The organism is Bacillus cereus group sp. MYBK227-1 (genome assembly GCF_051916325.1).
Classification (GTDB): Bacteria; Bacillota; Bacilli; order Bacillales; family Bacillaceae_G; genus Bacillus_A; species Bacillus_A cereus.
Map to the genome: position 1 here is coordinate 976,263 of NZ_JBQAGK010000002.1, position 24,967 is coordinate 1,001,229.

A 24,967-nucleotide genomic window follows, 5' to 3' on the forward strand; every position below is an offset into this window, starting at 1 on the left:
TATGCTAAAATTCGCTTAGTGTATATTTTCGTTAAAATGTGGGTGGGCCCCCTTTTAGCAAAAGCGGAGTGGGAATGATGAGTATAAATAGTTTTGTGGGATTGATAAATGACGAATTATTAAAAGAGGTAAGTATCAGAAGTGAGGATGAATTCGAGCCTGTAGTAGTTAAAGATATTCCTAGACTTTGGAAGTGTTTAGGAACAGGTAATTATGCCGCAGTATTCATGCACAAAGAATACAAAGATTGGGTAGTGAAAGTTTACGTGCGAGAAGGAGAAGGAATTGAAAAAGAGTCAGAAGTATACCAAAGAATTGGAGATCATCCTTCTTATTCAAAGCTTATATATAAAGGAGAAAATTTCATAGTATTGAAACGTTTAAAAGAAATTACCTTATACGATGCTATTCATAAGGGGATTAAAATTCCTAAGCAAGTAATACTTGATATTAATGAGGCTTTAGAGTATGCGAGGGAACAAGGGTTAACTCCTTGTGATGTTCACGGGAAAAATGTGATGATGGAAAAAGGAAGGGGATATGTAGTCGATGTATCTGATTTCTTAAAAACAAAAGAAGATAGTAAGTGGAGAGACCTAGAAAAGGCATATTTCACCTTTTATTTTCCTTTCATATATAAATTTCCTTTCCCTATTAAAGTACCGTATTTTATGTTAAACATTGTTAGACGTTCGTACAGAAAATATAAGAAGCTTAAAAAGAAATTCAAATTGTAAAAGGACCACATATGTTCCTGAAAACGAGTTAAATTCACATAAATAACTTTAGAAAAATTTCAAATTTTGTTTAGGGGCTACTCCAAGACCTTAGCTTGCTGGGCATGTGGTGTTACCTTAAAAAATAAAAAGATTAGGAGTGAATCCTAATCTTTTTATTTATACATATTTTTGTTAGTTATATCACTATCAATTCCAAAACGAGATATTTTGAATAAATGAAACTGTTAAAATAAATGTTGATGCGCAACCAGCAGTTAATAACATTACTATTTTTCGTCCATTCTGTTCTTTTGAAGGTTTTATTAGTTCTGTAATCAACACAATCCAAATTATTATAGATACTATCGAGATAATATTTATGGACATATTAACACCTTCCTTTTTGTTTTTACATAAACATATTTTCTTTTGTAAAATAAAAGCAATTTAACAAGAAAATATGTAACGCATTAAAAATCAATATTTTCCTGTTAAACCACCTTTTTTAAATAGAAATACGACTGCGAAAACGATAACAACAGCCTTCAAACTGCCCCAATATGGATAAATAGCATGATCTGTTAGACTAGCATGCTGAAAAATATTCTCTAAACCGAAAATTCCTATCATGACTGCGAAAAGGAATGAAGCTGATCCATGCGTCCCTTTACGATAGAGGGTAAATAAATAGACTGCGAAAATTAGTGGTAAGATGATTTGTAGTACGATTATCATAGTTCGTCCCCCAGATTATTTATAATTATATTATATACAAAATTGTAATAAAAAGGAATATAACTTATTTGATACTAACAGAACTACTCTAATCATATTCTTCTATAAAAAAGAAGAAAAAGGGGTGTACAGTTAATTGCCAAAAGTTAAAGTTAGTTTACGACCCATTGTTCATAACGTAAATTTACCAACTGTATTGAAAACAACGATACTTCCAGGTGAATCGACCGAAAGACTATTTATCGCAACTCAATTAGGAGAGATTTTTTACATAGGGGACGGAGTTATAAAGACATTTTTAGATATTCGTCACCTAATTATTAAATTAGGTACATTTGAAGAAGGTGTTTCTAGTAGCGGTTATGATGAACGAGGATTGCTTGGACTTGCGTTCCATCCACAATTTTATCAAAATGGGTTATTTTATCTTCATTATTCAGTAGCTGGAACTCAAGGGCCAGGTGCATTTTCTGAGCAATTTAAACCGAATCCTTGTGACCCTAAAACGCTAAATTTAAAGTGGGTTAATAGAAATACGCAATATGATCACATTGATACAGTAGAAGAATGGACTTTACAATCTAATGGTCAAGCTCAAAAGCGACGAACATTACTGAATGTAAGAAGACCATTTTTTAATCATAACGGAGTCAATAGTTTAAACTTTTCACCTGAGACTGGAAAACTTGTTTTTACAAATGGAGATGGCGGGTCAGGTTATGATCCATTTAATTTAAGCCAAGATGATTTAGAAATAGCAGGTAAAATAATTGAAATCGATGTAAGTAAAAATACATTTATAAATAACCCTCCTGTAGTTACACGCTTTAATGAACTTCCTTTATCTATACAAAAAACACTTACAGTAATTGCAAAAGGAGTACGTAATATAACCGGCATTTCATTTCAAAGGTTTTATAATCAATATATCAAATACGCCGGAAATGTCGGACAAGATATTGTAGAGTCTATTTTTTCATTTATTCAATATAAACCTATACCGGTTACAGAACTTGTTCAAATGCATTTTATGAGGTTAACTCCCAATCAAGATGGGGTTATCAATTTTGGGTGGCGAGGATGGGAAGGGGATTTACCTACTTCTTTTATACGACATTGTTCTGAGAATCAGACTTTGGATGAGAGAACAATGGTTTATTATGATGAAACAATACAAACTTCAGTCAAGCGTATTCTGCCTCTACTTAGTTATTTTCATAAAGATTCTAGAACAGATAAGTTTGGAGGAACTTCACTTACAGGAGTTCAGCCATATATGGGAAATGCAATTCCAAATTTAACAGGTAGCGTTGTTTTTACTGACCTTGCCAAGAAAGGAGAATCTCAGTCTCCAATTAAGGGTGTTTTAGCCTATACTAGAGCAGGTACAGACGGTAAACACGCTGACTTTCATGCTATTGAAACCAATTATGATTTTGGTACGCAAGCAGCTTATTATATGAGTTTAGGAACAAATTTGAATCAAACTAAATTATATTTAGGAGTTTACGGTTCTATGAAAGTAACTGATTTTAATAAAGGTACCATTTTTGAAATTATTCCCTGATACGATACACACTCGTAGTTTAATAATCCAAGGAATTTATTTTGTTTCAAAACGCACAATTTATCCCCCTAAAAGCCTTTTCTTTTATTATATAGTAATTCATAACAAGTAGAAAGCAGCTCATAAACCACTAGTGTATGAATAAAATAGAAAGTAATGAATGAGGCATCTTTAGGGGGAGATATTGATGAATCGGTTTGTACGTTATTGGTATCAACTGATGATAGAACATGATACGAGTTTTGTTCATAAAAGAAAATTGTCCCTTGCGAATAAGTTAGTACTTACAGCTTTGATGAGTACATTGGCCACCATGTTTCAAGCAGCAGGAAACTTAGTTCCTGGTATAGGTTTGCTCATTAGTCCATTTTCGACATTACCGATTTTTTTTGCTATTTTCTATTCTATTCGTGAGGGAATACTTTCTTATATTCTTACTATTTTTCTATTATTTATTATTGAGCCCAGTGAACTAATTGTCTTTCCTTTTACTACAGGCTTATTAGGTCTAGCCTTAGGAGTATCTTTTTTAAAATTAAAGAGGAGAATTTGGATTGTTTCCTTTTCAGCAACTTGTCTACTTATTGGTATTATGATCGTTCTCGATGTTTTCCGTTTTCCGGTACTTGGTCCTGCTGTTCATACAACTATGGATATAAAAATTATTTTATCAATATCTATAATGAGCTTTCTATACTGTTGGATTTATGCAGGTTTTGGCAGAATAATGATGAATAGATTATATAAAGTGTTGTATTAACAATGGCATAATGAGGATTGGAGATTGAATTCATGATTAACGTTGCAGTTAGAAGACCGAATTTGAATGATGTAGATGAACTATATTTATTTTTCCGTATCGTTATTACGAATACATACAAAAATGAAGGATTGTCACAATCATTGGATGACATAGAAAATGAAATTAACTCAAAAAAGCAGTATTTGAAAAGTGATTTTGATAGTAACGGAGAAGGTCGTTACTTTTTATTAGCAATTGATACAAGTAACGATAAAATCATTGGAACAATCGAAATCGGTCCAGCAAGTACATTGATTAATAGTTGTACAGGTGGTGTACTTAAAAATTTGTATGAAATAGGAACTGTATTCATACTTCCGGAGTATCAGAGAAAGGGAATAGGGAGTTTATTACTACATACAATGTTTCTTACATTACTTAGCAGAGGGATAACAGAATATTGTTTAGATAGTGGATATAAAAATGCGCAAAGTATATGGACGAAAAAGTTTGGAAAACCTAGCTATGTATTGAAAGATTACTGGGGAGAATCCAGCGATCATATGATTTGGAAGAAAAGTTTACATGATACACCTATAATATTTGAATTATAAAATGAAATATGCCTCTGAACATAGCTTTTCTTACTTATGTATGCTATTATTTATCTTTATAATAAAAGAGGACGTGAATGAACTTGATTAAAATTAATATTCCTGAAGCTGATGTTTCAATTACTGAACGTAAACAAGTTATTAAAGGAGACGAGCCAATCATTACTCCAATTAATGGATTTATCGATTTCCACTTGTTCCCTAGAGATAAAGGCGGCATTTTTATGTTTTACAATATTAATGACGAACTTCTTTTCGTAGGTAAAGCTCGTAAAATTAGACAACGTATTAAGAAGCATTTTGAAGATAATGTTTCACCAATTAAAAATCACCGTGATGAAGTATACCGCATTGATGCATGTATCGTAGAAGATCCAACAGAAAGAGAAATTTACGAAACATATATCATTAATGAATACAAAGCGAAATATAACGTTGATAAAGTATTCTACAAATAATCAACATTAATAAAAAACAATCCTAGCTAATATGCCAGGATTGTTTTTTATTTAGATTTATTCTTCATATCTTTCTCCTTTTTTCAAATGATTAGCAGCAACAAAACAGATTACACCTATAAATATAAGTACAATACCAACCGTTTTATGTTTTCCCTCAAAGAAAGGAATATCTGAAATAACCTTTGTCATACATAGTCCTAAAAATACAAGGATAGGGCCCACCCAAAGTAATACATTACCGAATTTTGTGTGCTTCCACATAATAACCCTCCTTAACCCTCTTTACATATATATCCATAAATGAAAAGTAAATTCATAGAGAAATATAGTTTTTTTCATATCGAAAATTTAACCCTCATATATTGGTACAAGCAAAAGAGAAAGGAGACCATCATGAATTGGTTAGAAGCTTTCATACTAGGTATAATTCAAGGTTTAACAGAATTTTTACCAATCAGTAGTACCGGACATCTTTATTTAGGAAGGCATTTGTTCCGATTAGGTGAGGCTGGCTTATTTTTAGATACGATGCTGCATATTGGGACTTTACTTGCGGTTTTTATTTATTACAAAAAAGAATTTATATATTTAATTAAAAACCCATTTTCAAAGCTCATGTTATTACTTATCGTTGGGACGATACCTGCAGTTGTAATTGGTTTATTGTTTAAAGACTTCTTTGAAGATATTTCAAAAACAGGAATCACGATCGGTTGGGAGTTTTTAGTGACCGGATTCTTTCTCTACATGGCAGATAAACAAAAGAATGGTCGTAAAAAAATGGATGACATAACATATAAAGACGCATTAATTATCGGTTCATTTCAAGCTGCTGCTATTTTTCCAGCCATTTCTCGTTCTGGAATGACAATTGTCGCTGCATTATGGAGAAAATTAGATCGTGAAACAGCTGCTTACTTTTCTTTTTTACTTTCGACACCAGCCATTGTTGGAGCTATCATTTTGCAATTTGTAGACGTTTTTCAAGGGAAAGCAGAATCTATTTCTAGTACATCTTTAATTGTCGGAACGTTATCAGCAGCATTTTTTGGATACATAGCCGTTTCATGGATGATTCAATATTTAAAACGTCACTCTTTAAAAGTATTCGCGTATTACGTATGGGGATTAGGTATTTTAATTTTAATGTTGCAATTTACTGATGTATTTTAAGTATAATGATAAAGAAGTTAATTAGTTTAAGATCCTGTTTCATTCATACAAGGCAGGATCTCTTTTTATTAAGGGGGAAAATATGTTTAATAAGGCTATCGTTATTGGTGGAAGTATGGCAGGAAAGTTTGCAGCAAAAGCATTATCAACTTCTTTTAAAGAAGTAATCATTATAGAAGCTGGTGAAAGGTGGGATGGAAAGTCTTCGAGAAAAAGAGTTCCACAAAGTAATCATCCTCACGTGTTATTAAAAGGTGGAGAAAACGCAATTGAAGAATTGTTTCCTAATATTACGAATGAATTAATAGAAGCAGGTAGTATCGTAAATAACTTTACTCGTGATTTAAAATGGCATCAATTTGGTTTATGGAAACAGCCATTCATAGGGGAAGTACATATGATTCAACAAAGTCGTCCTTTGCTAGAATGGCATATTCAAAAACGAATACATCAAATTTCAAATATTACTATTAAATATGAAACATTGGTTAAAGGGTTATTGGTAGATGAAAAGCTTAACAAAGTGTGTGGAGTAAAAGTTAAATATTTAGAGACAGACATACAAGAAGAAGTTCATGCAGACCTTGTAGTTGATGCGAGTGGATTTGGCTCAAAAAGTATAGAGTGGTTACGAGAATACGAAATTGAAGTACAAGAAGAGAAAGTTCGTATTGATTTATTTTACGCAACGAAAATGTTCAAACTTAAAGAAAATGAGAAATTAGACTGTTGTAATATGTTAATGTCTCCGAGTTTCCCTGATAACCCTTATGGCGTTCTTATTCAAACGATAGAAGATAATCGTTATTTTGTTACTTTCAGTGGATACGCAAACGAGAAAGCACCACAAACAGATGATGAGTTTTATGATTTTGCTGAAAACCTATCAATTTCTAATGTTACAGACTTCCTAAACAAGGCTGAGGGAATTACTGATATAAAGACATACAAAATTCCCTATCAAGTACGCCGGCGATTTGATTTAGTGAATAATGTACCAGAAGGCTTATTAGTTGTTGGAGATGCGCAATGTCGTTTTGATCCCGTTTTCGGCCAAGGCGTATCAGTTGCTGCTATGGAGGCTCACCAGTTGCAATTACTTCTGCAAGGTAGAAAACAACTTGATAAAACATTTACACAACAATTTTATAAAAAGGCAGCTACTATAATAGAAACCCCATGGGATATGACAACAACGGAAATATCACGTCATCCGCAACTAAAGAGAGAATTAACTACAAAACAAAAATTTCAGCTATGGTATACGAAACAAATATATCGACTATCCGCAAGTAATTCTGATGTTTATATTCGGTTAGTACGAGTTATGAATTTAATTCGTAGTCCATTTCATCTTTTTCATCCGAAAGTGCTACTATCTGTATTACTTAATCGAAAGTAATAGCAGGAATATAATTGATTAAAAAAGAATGTATAACAGTTAGTAAATCTAGAAGGAGAATACGGGATGGAAATATACATAGAGCAACTAAAGAAACAAGATGCTAAGGATTTATTTACGTTTGAACTTACGAATAAATCTTTTTTTGAAACAATGGTACCAAATCGTGGCTCAAAATATTTTGAATTTGAATATTTCCAAAAACTACTAGACGATTTATTAATAGAACAAGCAGATGGAGATTCTTATTTTTATTTAATTCGTAATGAAGAAAAAGAAATTGTAGGGCGAATTAATTTAGTAGATATAGATATGGAAACTCGAATTAGTTCGCTCGGGTATCGGGTCGGAGAAAAATTTACTAAAAAAGGAGTTGCAACAGCAGCCGTAAAATTAATTTTAGATGTAGCGAAAAATAATGAAATTACTGAAGTTCATGCTAAAACAACGACTAATAATCTCGCATCACAAATTGTACTAGAAAAAAGCGGATTTTCTTCTTATCAAAACGAATCAGATACAACTTCTGTAGAATTAAATGGAGAACATGTGAAGTTTGTACACTATATTTGGAGAAATACTTCACGCTTATAATAAGGAGGACTTATTCATGAATGATTTACGTTATCCAATTGGCCAATTTACATACAAACGTCCTATAACTGAAGAAATGATTGATACATGGATTCAAGAAATTGAAGATTTACCAAATGAACTAACAAAGGCAATTAAAGATTTAGATCAGAAGCAGTTAGATACACCATATCGCGTTGGAGGTTGGACTGTACGTCAAGTAGTTCATCACGTCGTTGATAGTCATATGAATAGCTACATACGCTTTAAATTAGCACTGACAGAAAAGAATCCCACTATTAAGCCGTATAAAGAAGAGAAGTGGGCAGAGTTACCCGATTCAAAATTACCGGTAGATGTTTCACTAGTAATGCTAGATTCATTACATAAAAGATGGGTTAACCTTTTATATTCTCTAGAAATTGAAGATTTAGAAAAGACATTTAACCATCCTGAAACTGGTGAAACAAAACTTGCTGTTGCAATAGGACTATACGCATGGCATGGTCGTCATCATACCGCTCATATTACTTCTTTAAGAAAGCGGCTGAATTGGTAACATGGATATTATATTAGAGAAGGCGACAGAAACTGATGCAGAAGTTATATTTCAAATGCAAATAGACTCATTTAGCCCTTTATTACATAAATATAAAGACTATGAAACAAATCCAGCAAATGAAACTATCGAAAAAACTATTTGTAGAATAAATCATGTAGACGGTGGCTTCTATAAAATAATAGTGGCAATGAATCTTGTTGGAGCGATATGCATTTCACCAAAAGAAACACCCTCTAAATTTTGAGTCCAATGTTTATTCACCCGAGTTATCAAGGAAAAGGAATTGCCCAAAAGGTACTTACATTAATTGAGGAAATGTTTCCTGAAGCAACGAGCTGGGAACTTGCTACTATTTTAGAAGAAGAGAAAAATTGCTTTTTATACGAAAAGATGGGTTATAAAAGAACAGAAGTTATAAAGAAATTAAATGATGAACTACACTTATTTATTACAAAAAAGAAAGGTAAAGCATATAAAATACGCTTTACCTTTTTATGTTATTTTAGATTAAATATACAAAAATAATGTATGTTCTTCCAAAATACTCGGGTTAGTAATTTTAAAAATGAATAAAAATACAAAAACCACTACTTAGTCGTAAAGGTTACTAACGCTTTTTGAATGCTTAAAATACTATCGTCACCTTTAAATTCTTTCGTAATTGGATCCTCCATACTAGACACCCAAATTTTAAGTTCTGCATCTAAATCAAAATGCCCAGCCGTTTCGATGCTATATTGTGTAATACTTTTATAAGGAATAGAATGGTATTCTGTTTTTTTGCCAGTTACTCCTTGTTTATCTACTAAAATAAGACGACGATTTGTAAATACGATTAGATCACGAATTAATTTATAAGCATGCTCTACTTTTTCATCGTCTAGCATAATCTTCTCTAAATCACGTTCTACACTTTCAGAACTCGTATTTGATGCATTTCCTAAAATACCGCTAAATAAACCCATATTAAATTCCTCCTTTAATATATGTGGAATGAATTACTTATATTGTAACATGTTACTCACAAAGATATTATGACATTACTTTAGTAGTTTCTGGTTATTGTTGTAATTAGTTTATATAACCTCATCTTAAAATCTTATGCTAATATGAAATTAAGAAAAAAGAAGCAGAGGGATATAGCATGAAGAATATTGGTTTAGTATTAGAGGGCGGAGGAATGAAAGGTTTATATACTGCAGGTGTACTCGAATATTTCATGGAAAAGAACTTATTCTTTCCGTATGTAGTCGGCGTATCAGCTGGAGCCTGTATGGGAGCAACCTATTTGTCACGTCAAAAAGGTAGAAATAAGAAAGTAAATACAGAGCTAGTATCAGATTACAGGTATGTATCTTATCGAAACTTAATTCGAAAACGTGAATTATTCGGAATGGATTTTTTATTTGATGAAGTACCTAATAAAATTGTACCATTTGATTTTCAAACTTTCTTAAAATGTAATGAACAGTTTGTCATAGGGACGACTGATTGCGAATCAGGACAAGCCATTTATTATAATAAAGCAGAACACGGAAATGATATTTTAAAAATCATTCGCGCCTCAAGCTCTGTACCGTTTATAGCACCTGCTGTAGAATATAATAATCGAAAATTATTAGATGGAGGGATTATAGACCCTATACCTGTTTTGAAAGCCCAAAAGGATGGTTATGAAAAGAACGTTGTAATTATGACAAAGCCAGAAGGATATGAGAAGCAGCGAAATAAATTTTCAGGCCTGGCTAAAATTTTATATAGAAAATATCCGAAAATCGCAGAGAATTTAGTAAACCATTATCGTTTTTATAATGAGACGATATCTTATATGAATCAAGAAGAACAAAAAGATAATTTTTATGTAATTCAGCCAAGTGTACAGCTTCCTATAAGCGGAATAGAAAGAAATAAGGAAAAGCTTGTTAATCTATATAATCTTGGGTATATCGATGCTCAATATCATTATGAAAACTTATTAAATTGGATAGAGAAATAAAGGAGGAGAAAGTTGAAGTTAGGAAAACGAATTATTTTTAAGGAATTGCAGAAAATGCATAGTCCACTTCATAAACCGTTTCCTTATCGTGCTACAGCAAAATTGCAGCGAGACTTAAAAAGTAAATTTACCGAAGATGACTGTATAAACGCTGATTTTAATCATTATTGGATGCATACAGCAGCTACTTTAAATTCTATACTAAATGGAAACGAACAGAACATTACGTTTCAACAAATAAAGTGGTTAAGAAAATCGTTTTTTGAGTGGTTTCCGCAATATCGTTTTCTAGAAACAGAAATTGTGAATTATCCCATTTTGTATAGAGATTTCATAAGTTATGAGAAGACCAGGAAGCTATTACTTTATTACCTTATTGAATAAAAGCGAAAACGTACAGGTTACATTACTTGTACGTTTTTTTGTTCATAAAACATTCAATATTAACAACTAGTTTATATAGGAATTCTAATGAGAAGAAAGAAGTAAAGATAATAGAATGATACAGGGGAGGAGAGAGGAATAGCTGTTTTACTTTAAGTTATTGTCCAACTCGAATACAGTTAGTTATTTATGTTAAAATATTTCGAGTGAAATCAAGCTTTTAAGGATTTCATTAAACATTAAACAAAACAAGTTAGCAACGTAGAAGGGATAACATTAACATGAAAAACGTATCAAATATAGATAAAGTAGAATCAATAAAATCTTTACATTCAACAATTAGTAAACTTGAAAATGCCTTATCACAGATGACTCAAAAAGGATCAAATACTACTTTAGTGAAAAAAAGACTCAAAGCAGCTAGTATCGGCTTAGCTATGTTAGAAAGTGTTTGGAAGCAAGAAACTCATCATTATACTCAGGAAGATTTAGCAGAAGCTCGTAATGTTCTAATTGGTTTGCTTCCATCAATTGAAAAGATTTACGTTAAGTCAAAGCTTGGGAGTCCTCAAAGAACGCTTTTAGAAAGAAGAATAAAATCATTAGAACTTTCTATTCAGGCAATTGATTATTTTTCTAATAAATAACTTCGCTAAACAAATAACTTACGACTACTTTTATATAGGGATTCTAATGAAAAAAACTACATATAGAATACTACAAAGGAGGAAGAGAGGTGACTACAATAATCAGTCCTAAGTTAGAGAAGCTTAAAAATCAATTAAAGAATGGAAACGAAAAAGCTCTTTATACTTTTTTGCATGAAATAAAGTCAAATCACACGCCACTAATAGAACAATGCCCTGCAGATAATCAGTATAAGCTTATAACGTATATATGGTTAGGGGATCAAAACACTGAAAACGTTTATGTATTCGGTAGTTTTCCTGGTTGGGATTTGTCTGTAAATCAATTACAACGATTGTTACAGACAGATATTTGGTATGTTACGTTTAGAACAAATAAGAGTTTTATTTCAACTTATTATTTTACAGTGAATGATTTTTTCGAAAATAATTGGATAAAGCGTAGTGAACAGTATCGATTAGACCCATTTAATAAAAATACATTTGGAGAAGGTACCAATAAAGCGTCTGTGTTAAAAATAAGTATGGACATGCAGTATAGCAGTCGTTTCCCTTCAAATCATTATCCATCTGGGAGAATTGAAACATATTCTTTTCATAGTTCGATTTTAAATAACACACGTAAAATTCATATTTATACGCCTCATGATTATTCTCACACTCCACATCTTCAAGAACTTCTCATTGTATTTGATGGGAATTCATTCATTCAGAGCCTTTCAATTGAAAAAACACTTAATTATTTAATTTACGAAAAAGAAATCCCATCTTGCATTGCTGTTGCTATAGATCCTGTCGATCGATTAGAAGAGCTAACTTATAACGATAAAATGAATGCATTTTTAACGAAGGAATTACTTCCGTGGATTCAAGCTAAGTATCACGTTTATCAAGAAAAGAATCATACAACAATTGCTGGTTTCAGTCTTGGTGGCTTAGCAGCTTTTTATGCAGCACTTCAAAATCCACATATTTTCGGAAATGTGTTGTCAATGTCTGGATCCGTACATTGGAAAAAGGATAATTATGAAAATACAATTCCTTGGATTGAAAATCAAATTTCATCAATAAATTCTAATGCGACTCATCTACATTCTTACATAGCAGTAGGCGAACTCGAAAACGAACCTCTTTTAACGGCTAATAGACGGCTATATAAAGCTTTAGAAGCAAAGAAATACCAAACCACTTACGAAGAGTTTCAAGGTGGACATGATAGCGTATGGTGGCGAGAAAAGCTATTCGATGGATTAAGGGCATTAGAATTTACAAAAACGACATTAGAAAATAAAAAGGAGAGAGAATCTATGAATCAAGAAGAACTAGATAAAAAACTAAAAAACAAGAGATTTTAGTAAAAGATGAGAAAGTTTGGTCTTATACGTATGAGGATCATATTAGTTCTATCGTTAAACAAGCAGAACAGAAAGGAGCTTTTGATCATTTACCTGGTAAAGGGAAACCTCTTAATCTTGATAAAGATCTTTCGTACAATCCTGAAAAGCAACTTTATAGAACTTTAGCAAATAATCACGTTTTACCCGGGTGGATTGAGCTTTCAAAAGAAATTGATGATTTAAAAGAAAAGCTAAAAGAAAATACAAATACTGCAGAAGCAGCGGATTTAATTCGAACTACTAATAAAAAGGTATTAGAACATAATCTACTTTGTCCACCAAGCGCGCAAAAAATGAGGGTGAAAATGGATTTTTAACGATTTTCAATTAAGCTATCGCTTACTATATAATTAAGTTAGGCATTTTCAATTCATTACTAAAAGGAGGCAAATATAGTGAAGAATACGTATCAACTTCAAATTCCGAAAGAACTAGAACAGTATCGTAGTATTTTAGAAGAAAGTGTGAAACCGTATGTTAAAGTGTCTGGAACATTAGCAGAGACAACGCTTTTTGAAAGTAAGTTTGGTGGATATCCGTATTTACCTATAGATCAAGAGCATCCTAAAGACTCAAACGGACAACCTATGATGCTACTTGCGCAGTTAAACCTTGAAGAAATACCAAACATTGAACATATGCCTCAACATGGAATGTTACAGTTTTTCATAAGTGCTGAAGAAGATCTTTTTGGAGCAGATTTTGATCATCCCACAGTCCAAAAAGACTTTCGAATTGTTTATCATTCTACAATCACAGCGGATTTAACTAAGGTGATTACTGATTTTAGTTATTTAAACACTTTAGATTTAGAGAATTTTATCATACCCAAAGCAGCAAAACTAAAGTTTGAGTTGGCATATCAACCAGTAACACCAAGAGATTATCGATTTGAAATGATTTTTAATGATAACATTGATTGGGAAGAAATTGTTGATGAAGAAAATAATACAGAATTAGGCGAACTGTATGATGATTTATGTAAGGATCAAGGACATAAAATTGGTGGTTATCCATTTTTCACACAGACAGATCCAAGGGAATGGGAAGAAAAATACCAGCAACATGACATATTATTGATGCAAATCGATACAGACGATTCATTAAATATTATGTGGGGTGATTCTGGGGTTGCTAATTTCTTTATACGTAAGGAAGATTTGTTAAATCCAGATTTTTCCAATGTCATTTACAATTGGGATTGTTACTAGAAGATATAAATAAAATAATAGCAAACAAAAAATCTTCCTGAAGGTGAGGAGGATTTTTTTATGTTAAAAATAAGCGTTATGTTAACTAGAATAAAAAACAATGAGTGTAATGAAAGTCAAGTCTAAATGACAGAAATAACAACAAATAATGTAAAGTTGTAAAACATGTGCAAATAGCAATTAATTCATTAAGTAAAACATAAAATAAAATTACTAATTTATATTTTGTATAGAAATAATTTTTCTGTATAAAAATTTCTTGCCAATCAAAAATGTTTTTAATTCGTTAAATCTTAAGCGATTATTGATTAAGATTTGCTGTGATGAATTTATAACAAATAAAAACGATAAAAACTGAAGAAATTTGTTTAGATAAGATTTAATGTAAATCTCACCAAAAATCTCCGTTTCGTCTCATTAAGTATAGTTTACTTGGCTTTTGATACCTGGTATTGCTTTGTTTCTATAACTGCCTATAATATATATTATGTTAACTAACTTTAAATAACAAACTTATTATAGGTAAGTTAGTTTTTTGTGATTAGCCTCCCCTCGTTCTTTTTAATCATTCTGTGTGATGGATTGTTTAGTTATTTGTTTTATAAGTTGTTGATGAAAATGTCTCCAGATATAAATTATATTTAAGACAATAAAAAATGCAATTCGTTTTAACTGAACACATTAAACGAATTGCATTGATATGATTCATAATAAGTTTTTAAAATTAGTTTGCTACAGCAATTGCTTCGATTTCAATTAAAAAGTTATCGTTAATTAACTTTCTAACTTCTACAGCTGAACTTGCTGGTGGATTTTTAGTATCAATGTATTGATCTCGTATATCTCTAACAGTGGCCATTTGAGAAATATCTGTTAGGAAAAATGTTAATTTTACTACATCATTAAATCTTAATTCCGAAGTTTCTAATGCACTTTTAATATTTTCGAAAACTTGTCGCGTTTGTGTAGCTAAATCACCAATGCCAACTATTTGACCATCAGTGTTAATCGCTACTTGTCCAGATATGTAAATTGTTCGTTTAGCGTTACTAACTTCCACTACATGTGAATATCCAGAAGTTGGTGGCATCGTTTCTGGATTGATAAATTTCTTTTGCAAGAATGCATGATTTCAGATTTTGATAGTTTACATTTTGATTTCTTTTTTCGCTCTATGTGCACTTACATCCTCTCCTTCCTTTCTTTTATTAGAGACATATTTTCTTCTATAACATACAACGAAACGTATGTTCTTTGTTGCGTATAAGAAGGAATTTACTAAATAAAAACAATTTACATGTACTTAATATTTGTTTTAGCTGCCACTGTGCAATTTGTACTTTATAGATACAAATAATGAATTTGACGAATTTATGAAATACAAGGCAATTTAGATGAAAGGTAAAATAATATAGTTTAAACTACAAATAGCTACAATAACAACATACATAAATTGTTAATCGTAAAAAGGAGAACGAATGAATAAGAAATATACAAATCAAATTCATACTGATATGAGTTTTAAACCGAAAGATATTATAAGTTTAATGACGGATTACTTTAAAATAAAATCAAAGCTGCGTCCTATAAAGGATTTGCCTATCGTTTTATCAAATAAAGATAATGAATCGTTAGAGAGCGTTACATGGTTTGGCCATTCTGCTTCTCTTTTGAAAATAGAAGGTAAAAAACTATTATTAGACCCTATGTTTGGAGATGCCTCTTCCCCATTTCCTTTGTTTAATAGTAAACGCTATAGTGGTACTTTTTCTTTAGAACGTGATGACCTTCAAGAAATTGATGCGATTATCATTTCTCATAATCACTATGATCATTTGAATTACAAAAGTATTATGCAGTTAAAAGATCGCGCAAAGCACTTTTATGTTCCAACTGGAGTTGCACAATATCTTATTAAATGGGGTGTTTCGCCTAGTAAAATTAGTGAACATAATTGGTGGGACGAAATTACGTTTGATAATATTAAGTTAGTATGTGCGCCTGCAAGGCATTTCTCGGGACGTGGTATGACAGATAGAGATCGTTCATTATGGTGTTCATGGCTTATTCTTGGTCAAGAGACTAAAATTTTCTTTAGTGGTGATAGCGGTTATGCCCCTCACTTTAAGGAAATTGGTGATAAATACGGTCCATTCGATCTTACATTAATGGAATGCGGGCAATATGATCCGAGGTGGTCTGCTATTCATATGTTGCCTGAAGAAACGGTACAAGCTCATATTGATGTTAAAGGAGAATTACTTCTTCCGATTCATTGGGGTGCCTTTACGTTAGCATTACACGAATGGAGTGACCCGATAGAACGTATTACGAAAGAAGCTAACCGTTTAGGAGTTAAAATTACAACGCCTCAAATTGGTAAATCTATTACGTTAAAATCTACAAATTATCCTTCATCCGCTTGGTGGAAGGAAATTTAATTTTAAAATATAAAAAGAGCGAATCCTCTTATAAAGAATTCGCTCTTTTTTCTGTATTTAAACTTATTTCACAATATTGGATTTCCCACTATCTAAAACTCTATTTGCTGGTACACTGGACATTTCAATCACTGTATTCATACTTTTATCAGTTAGTTCAATGAGTTCGTTTTCATGTTTTATTTTATTTAAATCCCACACCATCCCATGAAATTCATTATACTGACCACTTACTTTTATAATGCTTTTTGTTTTATTTGAAGGCTGTATTTGAAGATTTATAAATTGATTCCCACTAATTTCATTTGGCGTAGTTACTTGACTATCCATATAAATCATATTCACACAGTCTTCTAAAGAAAAGTTCATAAAACGATTGGCATTTATCCAAGCTTGTCCGGTGCTCGGTTTTTTTGCTACTAATTTTAGTCCGGTTTCCATTCCTACAATTTTAATGTTTTCGAAGTTAACAAACGAAATTTCATTTTCTTTTCCAGCAGAGTATAAAGAAATTCCGGTACCTTTATTCGTTTCCGTCCAATTGATAATATTTATATCTTTTATTTGTGTTTTGTTCCAAGTGTTATAATATTTATTTTTACCGTCTAAATAAATAACTTCAGAGTTAAATTTAGGATCGTCAATAGCTATATACGCTCCTTCAATGGATGCGTTGTTCTCCAGTTCTAGAACTCTAAAGTTTCCCTCAACTACAAATTGGGATCCATAACCAAATAATAATTTCACACCTTTTTTAACAATGATTGGTGACGTAATTTTATACTTCTTATCATCAAGTAATACCGTTTTAATTTTACTAGATTCTGCTTTATTAATAGCAGATTGTATTTTTATTGAATCATTTTCCCCTTTAAAGTTTTCTACATACAAGTTAGTACTTTTAGCTGCATAGTCTTTTTTATTGTATTGATAAAAAGCAAAAGTAATTAAAACTATACCAATGAGTAAAACAATTATTTTCTTCATCATACTCACCCCATATCGATTAATCTATGGCTTTTATATTGAGGTTATTATTATTTTGCTTTGTATTTCAGATTACCATTGCTGCTTTGTCTATGATTGAATTATATTATGTAGGATTTAGTAAACTGTTTGCTTTACTAATACATCATTCTTATAATGTATTGATTTATGATTTCATAAAACAAAAGTCTGCTTGTACATAATGTAATTCCTTCCTCTATCCCTAATAAGCTCTTACTGGTGATATAAGATGTACTGCTGCAGATCGTTCTCCTGCTTCAATCAATATCGATCTCATAGAACCGCCAAAGCTTAAAGTAATCGTTTCTTCTTTTATTGCTCGTAAAGCATCAACCATAAAACGCCCATCGAAAGATATATTTAATTGTTTTTCACCTTGAATCGCATCTATTTGTTGCGTTTCGGATATTTTCCCAATTTGAGAAGCGTTTGAAGAAATTTTAATTGTGGATTCGTTTATGATTTCTAAGTTAACATTGTTATTGGCCCATTCACTTGCTAATAAACTTGATCGGTCTACACCTTGTAATATCTTTTTTCTATCTAAGTTAATAATCGTTTTAAAATCATTTGGAATAAGGTTAGAAATATTAGGATATTTCCCTTCAATTAGTCTTGAATATAATGTAGTTGTTCCGAGCGTAAATATAATATGACTCTCTGAAAGGTAGATATATACGAATTTCGAATTGCTGTTCATTAATTTTAGAAGTTCATTAATGGTTGCGCTTGGTACAATACAATTTGCTTTTACATCTGAGGAAAGTCGCGTTTCACGTATCGCTAGTCTATGTGAGTCAGTTGCAGCACAAATAAACTTATTATTAGATAACTCTATATGCACCCCAGTAAGAACAGGTCTAGATTCATTTTTTGCTACCGCAAAGACTGTTTGTTTAAATACTTCAATCAATTGCTCTGTTTCTACTTTGATTTCTGCATGATTGTCTATAAGCGGTACATTCGGAAACTCATCTGCAGGAAATCCATTTAAACTTAATGTGATTTCTTCTGATTGTATCTTAATAATTTGCTCATTCTTACTTTTTATTGCTATATCACTTGGCATTTTCTTTATTATTTCAATAAAATACTTTGCAGGTACAACAATAGTTCCTGCCTTTAAAATAGTTGCAATCTTTTCGTCTTCAATTAAAACAGGAATGAATTTTTCAATAAAAATATTCGAGTTACTTGCAATTAAAGTAATTCCAGATTGATCTGCAGTTATTTTTATACCAGATAATATAGGAATTAAAGATTTTGTTGATATTGCTTTGTTGACTTCTGAAAGTGCTTGAGTGAATTGTTTGTGATTAACGATAAACTCCATGTTTTCCCCGCCTTACATGAGATAATATTTTTATGAAGATTGATGAACGATTGTTCCGTTAAAAAAATAAGGTACTGTTTCTTTCTTTTGTAATAAATCTAGTAAATGTTCTGGTATGCGTAAATATGGAGCTGCTATATGTAATTCCATCCAAGTAATCTCTTCAATTTCTTTTGGCCTTGATATATATGTCTCTCCGCCAATTATTTCACCTAGAAAATTAAAGAAAATTGCATGATGATCTCTTTCCTCGAAAAAGGCTTCGCTGATAGAACAAATCCCTTTTATGTTTATATGTAACCCTGTTTCTTCTTTTACTTCTCGAATTACTGCTTCTTCCAATGTTTCTCCTAATTTAACTGCGCCACCTGGTAATGTATAATAAGAAACATTTTCCCCTTTGTTTTTTACCATTAAAATCTTTTCATTAGTTTTATCGTACAAAATCGCGTATGTAACATTAACTTTTTTCATATGTACCTCCTCTATTTTTAATAAAAGGAATTTTCTGTCTCCTATTCATTCTACCATTAACTCCTTTTAATATATATAAGTTAGTTAAGTCTTGCCTTTACCACTATTGGTGGAGTTAATAAGAATAGGCTACTGATATAAAAAAAGAACGTACCTTAGGAAGATTATCCAAAGTACGTTCTTGCAGTTTTAGAATAAAAATTGATTCACTTAATACTGAAATTAATAATAACCTCGCCCTTATTGCATGTGTATTCCAAATACTAATGTTAACAAATTCTATATACTTTTTAGCCGTTTTTCTAAATAATAATGATTATGTCCTTTCGGATGATCTTGACTTACTCCGATTACTTTATATCCATGCTTCTTATAAAAATCAGGCGCCTGAAAACTAAAAGTATCTAAATTAATTAACCTACACCCTTTTTCAATTGCAAATTCTTCAATAAGTTTTATTAACTTGGTTCCATAACCTTCGTGTCTATATTCTTCAGAAACCCACAGGAAATCAACATGTACGTGGTGCCAAAATGTAATTGCAGTTATTCCACCTACAATTTTTCCCTTTTCATTTCTCACTATAAAACTAATTTTTTCTGAAGGCTTTTTCTCTTCATCTGAAATATGTTTTTGGTTATATTCAATTACTTTTTCTCTTATGTAATCACTATCTTCTTGGACCCATTGTTTTACTATTTTCATTTTAATTATCACGCTCCTTTTACGATAGCTATTCAACTTCATAATGCTAATGTCCTGTCTAAATAATAGTCGTAGATCACTAATACAATTGTTTCATTTCACTAAAATAAAAAAAGCCCTACTACATTTCATCTGTAATAAGACTTATATACGTTGTGTAGAATCTAATTAATCTCAATGAATATAATTGCTCAAAAAATATTAAAATTGTTCAATTCTTTTTTATGAAAACTTCCGTTATTTCAACACCTTAGGAGAATAGTCCAATTGTACCACTACGAAAAAGAATGAACATTCCTAAACCAATTAGAACAATTGGAACAATAATATGACAGTTTTCCTCAAGTACTTTAGCTAGTATAGGAGCTTTTATCAATTTGTAGCTAATAAAACACCATATCGCTATCATGGAAAAAAAGATAACTAATGTAACGATATTTGTTTCAAGAGTTTGACTAGCAAACATTGGTATATAAATCGAAATATTGTCAGCTCCATTAGCTAATGTAATTGAAGCTACTTTAAATAATGAAACAGTAACGTTATCGATAACTTCATTACTTTTATAAGAACGAAGTGACAATAGTCCTTTAACCCCCATATAAATTGGCACGAATCCTAATAATCCAATCCACGAAACAGGAATGAAAAAAGAGCTTAAAGACCCAATGATACTTAGAAAAATAATCATACTAAATCCTAAATATTGTCCAATAACAATATAAAGTTTTTTTCTCGTAGCTTTTTCGCGGACAGCTCTTCCTTCTTTCCTAATTCCTTCTGTTCTTACTTGTGAAAATAAAACAAGTAGTATAAAAATGTCATCAATATTTGTTGTAGCGAATGCCACAACAGAAGAAATTATGGTTGTAATCAATAAAAGCCAACTACTTTCATTGTAAACTGATAAGAAAATAATGGTCTATGAATGAAGTGCACGTTCCATCACAAAGTTTGTTAACTGTAATTTTCTAAATGTTTTTAGCAACATGTTAGTTCCTTTATAAAACAATATGAATATTCTAAGTATCTGCTACTCATTTCATTTTAAATTAAATAACTCTATTCTCTCTACACAAAAAATGTTTTGTACTAAAAAGAGCCCTATATTAGGACTCTTTTTAGTATTACGCCACTTTCCGATGTAGATGTTTTAGTTCCTTTGTCTTCTCTGCAGTTGGTGGACGGATTAATATTGAAATAATGAAGGAAATAACACTTAAAACACCAATTATAATGAAAGTTGGTTGAAATCCTCCAAGTATCGCTCCAATGAATGATCCTGCAAGCGCACCAAATCCGAAACCTTGGTAGACAATCCCGTAATTTGTACTATGGTTTTTTAATCCAAAGAAATCTCCGACAATAGCTGGGAATATAGTTATATTACCGCCGAAGCAAAAGGCGACACTTGCTACACAAGCAAAATAGATTACGTAATTTAGCGGAATAAAACTTAAAGTAAAGACTGACAATCCTATAATAATAAACGTTGCAGAGACAATTTTCATTCGCCCGATTTTATCTGATAACGTCCCAAGAATGATTCTACCTACTGTATTAAAGATTGCAATCATAGCAACGGCGTTTGCAGCGGTTGCTGCGCTAAGTCCAACAAGTTGTACGCCGATATCTTTTACCATACTGATTAAATACAAACCACCCATACACGAGGTGAATAACATAAAAAATAGCAGATATACTTGTTTCGTTCGCATCATTTCACGCGGAGTATAGTCATTGTGTAATGTTTCAGTTACAGCATTACTTACAATTGCCTCACGTAAGAAGAACGATCCGATTAACACTAAAAGTAACACGATAATACCCCAATATAAGAATGCTTGTGATACACCAAGGTTATCGATAAGATTTCCGTTTATATATCTAAAGATTAAGCTGCCCATTCCATACGCTGATACAGATATACCTGAAATAAGCCCTTTCCGATTTGGAAACCATTTAATTAAATTAGATAGTGATGTAATATAAGCTGTTCCATCCGCATAACCAACAACGACACCAGCTAATAAATATAATAGTGGTAAGGAAGAAACTTGTGAACTAAGTATTAAGCCGAGTCCTAAAACAATTCCTGCAGTAGCAATAAGTTTCCGAAGTCCTAATTTTTTCTGTAACTTTGCTGCAAATAAAGTTGAGAATGATAAAGAAAAACTTGTTATGGAGAAAGTTATCGCTACTGAATTAAGATTCCATCCAAACTTACTTACAAGGGGTTGATTAAATAAACTCCATGTATAAATTGTTCCAAGGCCAATTTGAACAATGATTGTACCTAGAACAATTAGTAACGGATTTATAGAAGTTTGTTTCATACTAACTGTCCCCTTCTTTTATCTTGACATGAATTTTCACAGTTAGTATATCCATCATAAATTGCAAGATACTGTACGGAAAATGGTAATTAAGTTCATATACACAAAAAGACACTTCATAAAGAAGTGCCTTTTGCAGGTTATATCAGATATTTCTAAAGAAAGCTTTGTTAAGATAAGACATTTTCAAATGCTTATGTATATATGTTATCAAATAATTTCTTAAATGTTATGAGACTTAAGACGTATTTTTCATTCATCATATAGTCGGATGAAAAATTAATATTCGATTTCATCAAAATCTTTCGGCTGCGGTACAGTTTGCATATTAGCTGCATCTTTAGGATCGCTATAAATTGCATTTTGCTCTGTATTTACATCTTTTATATTTTGCTTTTTATTTTTGTTCACTTTATCTTTCACTTTCAATCACTCCTTTTCGTTATAGGAGTAATTATGCCCTATTACCGTTACTAAATGTATCTGCGACTAAATTACTAAATTCACGTAAATAATATAAGTAATTATCACCACCGTAGTTATATCTTTTATTATACATCTTTGCAACAACTACATTATATTCAGGTATTACTAAAATGGTCGGTCCAGTAATCCCTAATATTTGATACGACCCTTTTGGAACACGTTCACCAAGTTCGCTTAATTGCGCAGGCTCATTTTGGATGAACCAAAACAATCCATTTTGTGGTAGCTCTTTGTTTATATATGTTGGACTCTGCAAACTCGTAGCGATTTTTATAACTTCTTTTGGAACAATTTGTTTACCATCTATCCCACCTTGATTTAAATGAAGATTGCCCCACTGCGCAAATTCTCTAGCTGAGACAAACAAATTTTTTTCAGTACCGTCATCTACCGTACCAATTTCACTAATTGCGTCTTCATTTGGATTATTAACAACGTCAACTAAATTTTCATCTCGCTGAACTCTCCAACCTGTTTCTTGAAAATTAGCAGGCTTAAACACACGCTCCTTTAACAATTCAGGAAAACTTTTGTTATATAGCTGATAAATAAGACGTGTCATCATTCTTACATTAATATCTCTATACGCCCATGATTGCCCCGGTGCAAATTCACGAAAAATTGTCCTGTCATTCGTTTCTTCTAATCCATGCGAATGTGTTACTAAATGTCTTATCGTCGTTTTACTAAGCAATGCAGGATCAAAGTCTTTAAAATATTTTATCGCTTCATCATCAATAGAGTTTATTTTCCCCTCATAAAGCGCATACGCTATCATTAATCCTAAATAACTTTTTCTAGCAGAAGCAACGTTAAATTGTGAAGATGCTGTTACTCTCTTGGTTGTAGATGTATTTGAGTGATAACCACTATAATGCTCTAGTACGATTTTATTATCTTTTATAATACAAAGTGCTGTAGCAGAACTATGATTTTTTTCTTTTATATCCTCTACCCAAGAAATCAACTTATCATATGTATACAAATAAATCCCCCTTAATACACATCAAAATTACAGCATGAAAGAAAAGTGCAAAATAGTTTTTACACCTTTCTTTCATATAAAATAACTTGAATTTTCTATACTTAAATAATCCACCAGTTCCAGCAATTAAAGCAACTGAAACATCCTGCGCATCCTATGCATCCGCCGCAACGACCTGCACAACCACCACATCTACCGCAACGTCCACCACAACCGCCACATCCGCCGCAACGACGTGCATCGTCTTGAATGTAATAGTATGGATATTGACTTTGTTGTTGATCCCAATACACAACATTGCCAGTTTGATAATCATTAAGGTTTAATGATTGTAGTTCTTGTTGAAACTGATTCATTATGAAACCCTCCATTTATAAATGTAAATTCCGTCCAAATATTAAAGTTAATAAATTCTTTTAAACAAAGTAGAAACAAGACTATAGACTAAATGCGTACATCAACAAAATATGAACTTACACTAGGTGATGTACCTTGTTTTTCAGCCTATTTTCTTTATATTCATTCGATGGACGTATTTACTATAAATAAAGTGATTTAAAAATTACTAATCCAACAATTTAGGAGTTCATCATTTAACTTACTTTCTAGTAATTCCTTTACTAAAGGCATTGGCATGATTTCATAATGATTTAAGGCTTCTTGATTATAAGCTATCCAGTGAAATACTAAATGAGACTCGCTAGATTGCGGTGTTAAGTCCGTATGTAAATCTTGTGACTCTACTTCAAAAATGTGGTTAATTTCATGATGAAGAATTTCTTTATCTTGCCATTGATTTTCTATGACGCCTAAAAATTGTTGTATACTACAGTTTACTCCAAGTTCTTCTCTTAACTCTCTTTTTAATGCATTCTCTGCTGATTCTCCAATTTCAACATGGCCAACAGGTAAAAAATAATGATGGCCGATATATTCAGCAACTAATAATTTTTCATCTTTTATCATGACTGCTCGTACAATATGATGAAATTTACTTTTCAATTGATATTCCTCCT

Annotated in this window: 29 protein-coding genes and 2 pseudogenes; 16 read left to right on the top strand and 15 right to left on the bottom strand. The window is 31.6% G+C overall.

Translation table 11 applies throughout. From position 1 onward, the window contains the following. Window positions 1-77 precede the first annotated feature (77 nt). Window positions 78-737 (top strand): serine/threonine protein kinase, encoded by a 660-nt coding sequence (locus tag ACTFRM_RS12070; RefSeq protein WP_322372882.1) that lies wholly within the window; start codon window positions 78-80, stop codon window positions 735-737. Between the two features lie 189 nt (window positions 738-926). Here ACTFRM_RS12070 and ACTFRM_RS12075 read toward each other — a convergent pair whose 3' ends face one another. Both ACTFRM_RS12075 and ACTFRM_RS12080 read right to left on the bottom strand, forming a co-directional pair. Beyond that, entirely contained in the window at window positions 927-1,106 is a 180-nt protein-coding gene (locus tag ACTFRM_RS12075; protein ID WP_000026320.1) for a hypothetical protein, read from the bottom strand. A gap of 90 nt (window positions 1,107-1,196) precedes the next feature. Beyond that, entirely contained in the window at window positions 1,197-1,454 is a 258-nt protein-coding gene (locus ACTFRM_RS12080) for a hypothetical protein (RefSeq protein ID WP_322372881.1), read from the bottom strand. A 136-nt stretch (window positions 1,455-1,590) separates the two neighbouring features. On the opposite strand from ACTFRM_RS12080, the gene ACTFRM_RS12085 reads away from it, so the two are divergent. The 4 genes from ACTFRM_RS12085 (at window position 1,591) to ACTFRM_RS12100 (ending at window position 4,835) form a co-directional block, all read left to right on the top strand. Beyond that, the gene (locus tag ACTFRM_RS12085) at window positions 1,591-3,021 is read left to right on the top strand and encodes a PQQ-dependent sugar dehydrogenase (RefSeq protein ID WP_322372880.1); all 1,431 of its coding nucleotides are present in this window, start codon (window positions 1,591-1,593) and stop codon (window positions 3,019-3,021) included. A 187-nt stretch (window positions 3,022-3,208) separates the two neighbouring features. Continuing rightward, window positions 3,209-3,781 carry a hypothetical protein gene (locus tag ACTFRM_RS12090; protein ID WP_440043322.1) on the top strand — a complete coding sequence of 191 codons (573 nt, stop codon included), beginning with the start codon at window positions 3,209-3,211 and terminating at the stop codon, window positions 3,779-3,781. A gap of 32 nt (window positions 3,782-3,813) precedes the next feature. After that, window positions 3,814-4,377 (top strand): GNAT family N-acetyltransferase, encoded by a 564-nt coding sequence (locus ACTFRM_RS12095; RefSeq protein WP_000611233.1) that lies wholly within the window; start codon window positions 3,814-3,816, stop codon window positions 4,375-4,377. Window positions 4,378-4,454: 77 nt separating this feature from the next. Next, window positions 4,455-4,835 carry a nucleotide excision repair endonuclease gene (locus ACTFRM_RS12100; RefSeq protein WP_001048941.1) on the top strand — a complete coding sequence of 127 codons (381 nt, stop codon included), beginning with the start codon at window positions 4,455-4,457 and terminating at the stop codon, window positions 4,833-4,835. A gap of 57 nt (window positions 4,836-4,892) precedes the next feature. Here the strand turns inward: ACTFRM_RS12100 and ACTFRM_RS12105 are convergent, their stop codons facing one another. Then, window positions 4,893-5,099, bottom strand: coding sequence for a hypothetical protein (locus ACTFRM_RS12105; RefSeq protein ID WP_000265473.1), 207 nt, complete (start codon window positions 5,097-5,099; stop codon window positions 4,893-4,895). 132 nt (window positions 5,100-5,231) lie between these two features. On the opposite strand from ACTFRM_RS12105, the gene ACTFRM_RS12110 reads away from it, so the two are divergent. The 5 genes and pseudogenes from ACTFRM_RS12110 (at window position 5,232) to ACTFRM_RS12130 (ending at window position 9,015) form a co-directional block, all read left to right on the top strand. Further along, entirely contained in the window at window positions 5,232-6,011 is a 780-nt protein-coding gene (locus ACTFRM_RS12110) for an undecaprenyl-diphosphate phosphatase (RefSeq protein ID WP_440043323.1), read from the top strand. 82 nt (window positions 6,012-6,093) lie between these two features. Next, complete coding sequence (locus ACTFRM_RS12115; RefSeq protein WP_000482057.1) at window positions 6,094-7,413, top strand: FAD-dependent oxidoreductase; 1,320 nt, start codon at window positions 6,094-6,096, stop codon at window positions 7,411-7,413. A gap of 66 nt (window positions 7,414-7,479) precedes the next feature. After that, window positions 7,480-8,007 carry a GNAT family N-acetyltransferase gene (locus ACTFRM_RS12120; RefSeq protein ID WP_060852088.1) on the top strand — a complete coding sequence of 176 codons (528 nt, stop codon included), beginning with the start codon at window positions 7,480-7,482 and terminating at the stop codon, window positions 8,005-8,007. Window positions 8,008-8,023: 16 nt separating this feature from the next. Further along, complete coding sequence (locus ACTFRM_RS12125) at window positions 8,024-8,545, top strand: YfiT family bacillithiol transferase (protein WP_000999070.1); 522 nt, start codon at window positions 8,024-8,026, stop codon at window positions 8,543-8,545. 1 nt (window position 8,546) lies between these two features. After that, window positions 8,547-9,015, top strand: a pseudogene (locus ACTFRM_RS12130) (GNAT family N-acetyltransferase). A 120-nt stretch (window positions 9,016-9,135) separates the two neighbouring features. Here the strand turns inward: ACTFRM_RS12130 and ACTFRM_RS12135 are convergent. Then, the gene (locus tag ACTFRM_RS12135; protein ID WP_000522472.1) at window positions 9,136-9,513 is read right to left on the bottom strand and encodes a PH domain-containing protein; all 378 of its coding nucleotides are present in this window, start codon (window positions 9,511-9,513) and stop codon (window positions 9,136-9,138) included. A 179-nt stretch (window positions 9,514-9,692) separates the two neighbouring features. Between ACTFRM_RS12135 and ACTFRM_RS12140 the strand changes: the two genes are divergently transcribed. The 5 genes and pseudogenes from ACTFRM_RS12140 (at window position 9,693) to ACTFRM_RS12160 (ending at window position 14,183) form a co-directional block, all read left to right on the top strand. Beyond that, window positions 9,693-10,544, top strand: a complete 852-nt coding sequence (locus ACTFRM_RS12140) for a patatin-like phospholipase family protein (RefSeq protein ID WP_322372879.1) — start codon at window positions 9,693-9,695, stop codon at window positions 10,542-10,544. Window positions 10,545-10,556: 12 nt separating this feature from the next. Then, window positions 10,557-10,928 carry a YxiJ-like family protein gene (locus ACTFRM_RS12145; protein WP_000765935.1) on the top strand — a complete coding sequence of 124 codons (372 nt, stop codon included), beginning with the start codon at window positions 10,557-10,559 and terminating at the stop codon, window positions 10,926-10,928. A 281-nt stretch (window positions 10,929-11,209) separates the two neighbouring features. Then, entirely contained in the window at window positions 11,210-11,575 is a 366-nt protein-coding gene (locus tag ACTFRM_RS12150; RefSeq protein ID WP_440043324.1) for a hypothetical protein, read from the top strand. Window positions 11,576-11,664: 89 nt separating this feature from the next. After that, window positions 11,665-13,289 (top strand): annotated as a pseudogene (locus ACTFRM_RS12155) (DnaJ family domain-containing protein). A gap of 78 nt (window positions 13,290-13,367) precedes the next feature. Next, window positions 13,368-14,183, top strand: coding sequence for a YwqG family protein (locus ACTFRM_RS12160; protein ID WP_322372878.1), 816 nt, complete (start codon window positions 13,368-13,370; stop codon window positions 14,181-14,183). Between the two features lie 724 nt (window positions 14,184-14,907). On the opposite strand, the gene ACTFRM_RS12165 is transcribed toward ACTFRM_RS12160, so the two are convergent. Next, the gene (locus tag ACTFRM_RS12165; protein WP_001169716.1) at window positions 14,908-15,303 is read right to left on the bottom strand and encodes a RidA family protein; all 396 of its coding nucleotides are present in this window, start codon (window positions 15,301-15,303) and stop codon (window positions 14,908-14,910) included. A 358-nt stretch (window positions 15,304-15,661) separates the two neighbouring features. Between ACTFRM_RS12165 and ACTFRM_RS12170 the strand changes: the two genes are divergently transcribed. Then, the gene (locus tag ACTFRM_RS12170; protein WP_001037061.1) at window positions 15,662-16,624 is read left to right on the top strand and encodes an MBL fold metallo-hydrolase; all 963 of its coding nucleotides are present in this window, start codon (window positions 15,662-15,664) and stop codon (window positions 16,622-16,624) included. Between the two features lie 63 nt (window positions 16,625-16,687). Here ACTFRM_RS12170 and ACTFRM_RS12175 read toward each other — a convergent pair whose 3' ends face one another. The 10 genes from ACTFRM_RS12175 to ACTFRM_RS12220 all read right to left on the bottom strand — a co-directional run bounded on the left by ACTFRM_RS12175 (window position 16,688) and on the right by ACTFRM_RS12220 (window position 24,953). Continuing rightward, the gene (locus ACTFRM_RS12175; RefSeq protein WP_322372877.1) at window positions 16,688-17,611 is read right to left on the bottom strand and encodes a hypothetical protein; all 924 of its coding nucleotides are present in this window, start codon (window positions 17,609-17,611) and stop codon (window positions 16,688-16,690) included. 223 nt (window positions 17,612-17,834) lie between these two features. After that, window positions 17,835-18,965 carry a DNA polymerase III subunit beta gene (dnaN, locus tag ACTFRM_RS12180; protein ID WP_322372876.1) on the bottom strand — a complete coding sequence of 377 codons (1,131 nt, stop codon included), beginning with the start codon at window positions 18,963-18,965 and terminating at the stop codon, window positions 17,835-17,837. A 30-nt stretch (window positions 18,966-18,995) separates the two neighbouring features. Continuing rightward, complete coding sequence (locus tag ACTFRM_RS12185) at window positions 18,996-19,439, bottom strand: NUDIX hydrolase (protein ID WP_440043325.1); 444 nt, start codon at window positions 19,437-19,439, stop codon at window positions 18,996-18,998. 279 nt (window positions 19,440-19,718) lie between these two features. Then, complete coding sequence (locus ACTFRM_RS12190) at window positions 19,719-20,144, bottom strand: GNAT family N-acetyltransferase (protein WP_322372874.1); 426 nt, start codon at window positions 20,142-20,144, stop codon at window positions 19,719-19,721. Between the two features lie 250 nt (window positions 20,145-20,394). After that, window positions 20,395-21,021, bottom strand: coding sequence for a cadmium resistance transporter (locus ACTFRM_RS12195; RefSeq protein ID WP_000633407.1), 627 nt, complete (start codon window positions 21,019-21,021; stop codon window positions 20,395-20,397). A 250-nt stretch (window positions 21,022-21,271) separates the two neighbouring features. Beyond that, entirely contained in the window at window positions 21,272-22,480 is a 1,209-nt protein-coding gene (locus tag ACTFRM_RS12200; protein ID WP_322372873.1) for an L-lactate MFS transporter, read from the bottom strand. Window positions 22,481-22,759: 279 nt separating this feature from the next. After that, window positions 22,760-22,903, bottom strand: coding sequence for a hypothetical protein (locus tag ACTFRM_RS12205; RefSeq protein ID WP_000653680.1), 144 nt, complete (start codon window positions 22,901-22,903; stop codon window positions 22,760-22,762). Between the two features lie 31 nt (window positions 22,904-22,934). Then, window positions 22,935-23,951, bottom strand: a complete 1,017-nt coding sequence (locus ACTFRM_RS12210) for a serine hydrolase domain-containing protein (protein WP_000288894.1) — start codon at window positions 23,949-23,951, stop codon at window positions 22,935-22,937. A gap of 101 nt (window positions 23,952-24,052) precedes the next feature. After that, the gene (locus ACTFRM_RS12215) at window positions 24,053-24,307 is read right to left on the bottom strand and encodes a heterocycloanthracin/sonorensin family bacteriocin (RefSeq protein ID WP_142320862.1); all 255 of its coding nucleotides are present in this window, start codon (window positions 24,305-24,307) and stop codon (window positions 24,053-24,055) included. A 199-nt stretch (window positions 24,308-24,506) separates the two neighbouring features. Further along, window positions 24,507-24,953: an NUDIX domain-containing protein gene (locus tag ACTFRM_RS12220; RefSeq protein ID WP_322372872.1), complete on the bottom strand. Its 447-nt coding sequence runs from the start codon at window positions 24,951-24,953 to the stop codon at window positions 24,507-24,509. Window positions 24,954-24,967: the final 14 nt, after the last annotated feature.

Bases quoted from the DNA above. Each gene is read 5' to 3' on its own strand.
- ACTFRM_RS12070 (WP_322372882.1), top strand. From the start codon at position 78: ATGAGTATAAATAGTTTTGTGGGATTGATAAATGACGAATTATTAAAA.
- ACTFRM_RS12075 (WP_000026320.1), bottom strand. From the start codon at position 1,106: ATGTCCATAAATATTATCTCGATAGTATCTATAATAATTTGGATTGTG.
- ACTFRM_RS12080 (WP_322372881.1), bottom strand. From the start codon at position 1,454: ATGATAATCGTACTACAAATCATCTTACCACTAATTTTCGCAGTCTAT.
- ACTFRM_RS12090 (WP_440043322.1), top strand. From the start codon at position 3,209: ATGAATCGGTTTGTACGTTATTGGTATCAACTGATGATAGAACATGAT.
- ACTFRM_RS12095 (WP_000611233.1), top strand. From the start codon at position 3,814: ATGATTAACGTTGCAGTTAGAAGACCGAATTTGAATGATGTAGATGAA.
- ACTFRM_RS12100 (WP_001048941.1), top strand. From the start codon at position 4,455: ATGAACTTGATTAAAATTAATATTCCTGAAGCTGATGTTTCAATTACT.
- ACTFRM_RS12105 (WP_000265473.1), bottom strand. From the start codon at position 5,099: ATGTGGAAGCACACAAAATTCGGTAATGTATTACTTTGGGTGGGCCCT.
- ACTFRM_RS12110 (WP_440043323.1), top strand. From the start codon at position 5,232: ATGAATTGGTTAGAAGCTTTCATACTAGGTATAATTCAAGGTTTAACA.
- ACTFRM_RS12115 (WP_000482057.1), top strand. From the start codon at position 6,094: ATGTTTAATAAGGCTATCGTTATTGGTGGAAGTATGGCAGGAAAGTTT.
- ACTFRM_RS12120 (WP_060852088.1), top strand. From the start codon at position 7,480: ATGGAAATATACATAGAGCAACTAAAGAAACAAGATGCTAAGGATTTA.
- ACTFRM_RS12125 (WP_000999070.1), top strand. From the start codon at position 8,024: ATGAATGATTTACGTTATCCAATTGGCCAATTTACATACAAACGTCCT.
- ACTFRM_RS12135 (WP_000522472.1), bottom strand. From the start codon at position 9,513: ATGGGTTTATTTAGCGGTATTTTAGGAAATGCATCAAATACGAGTTCT.
- ACTFRM_RS12140 (WP_322372879.1), top strand. From the start codon at position 9,693: ATGAAGAATATTGGTTTAGTATTAGAGGGCGGAGGAATGAAAGGTTTA.
- ACTFRM_RS12150 (WP_440043324.1), top strand. From the start codon at position 11,210: ATGAAAAACGTATCAAATATAGATAAAGTAGAATCAATAAAATCTTTA.
- ACTFRM_RS12170 (WP_001037061.1), top strand. From the start codon at position 15,662: ATGAATAAGAAATATACAAATCAAATTCATACTGATATGAGTTTTAAA.
- ACTFRM_RS12175 (WP_322372877.1), bottom strand. From the start codon at position 17,611: ATGAAGAAAATAATTGTTTTACTCATTGGTATAGTTTTAATTACTTTT.
- dnaN (WP_322372876.1), bottom strand. From the start codon at position 18,965: ATGGAGTTTATCGTTAATCACAAACAATTCACTCAAGCACTTTCAGAA.
- ACTFRM_RS12185 (WP_440043325.1), bottom strand. From the start codon at position 19,439: ATGAAAAAAGTTAATGTTACATACGCGATTTTGTACGATAAAACTAAT.
- ACTFRM_RS12190 (WP_322372874.1), bottom strand. From the start codon at position 20,144: ATGAAAATAGTAAAACAATGGGTCCAAGAAGATAGTGATTACATAAGA.
- ACTFRM_RS12200 (WP_322372873.1), bottom strand. From the start codon at position 22,480: ATGAAACAAACTTCTATAAATCCGTTACTAATTGTTCTAGGTACAATC.
- ACTFRM_RS12215 (WP_142320862.1), bottom strand. From the start codon at position 24,307: ATGAATCAGTTTCAACAAGAACTACAATCATTAAACCTTAATGATTAT.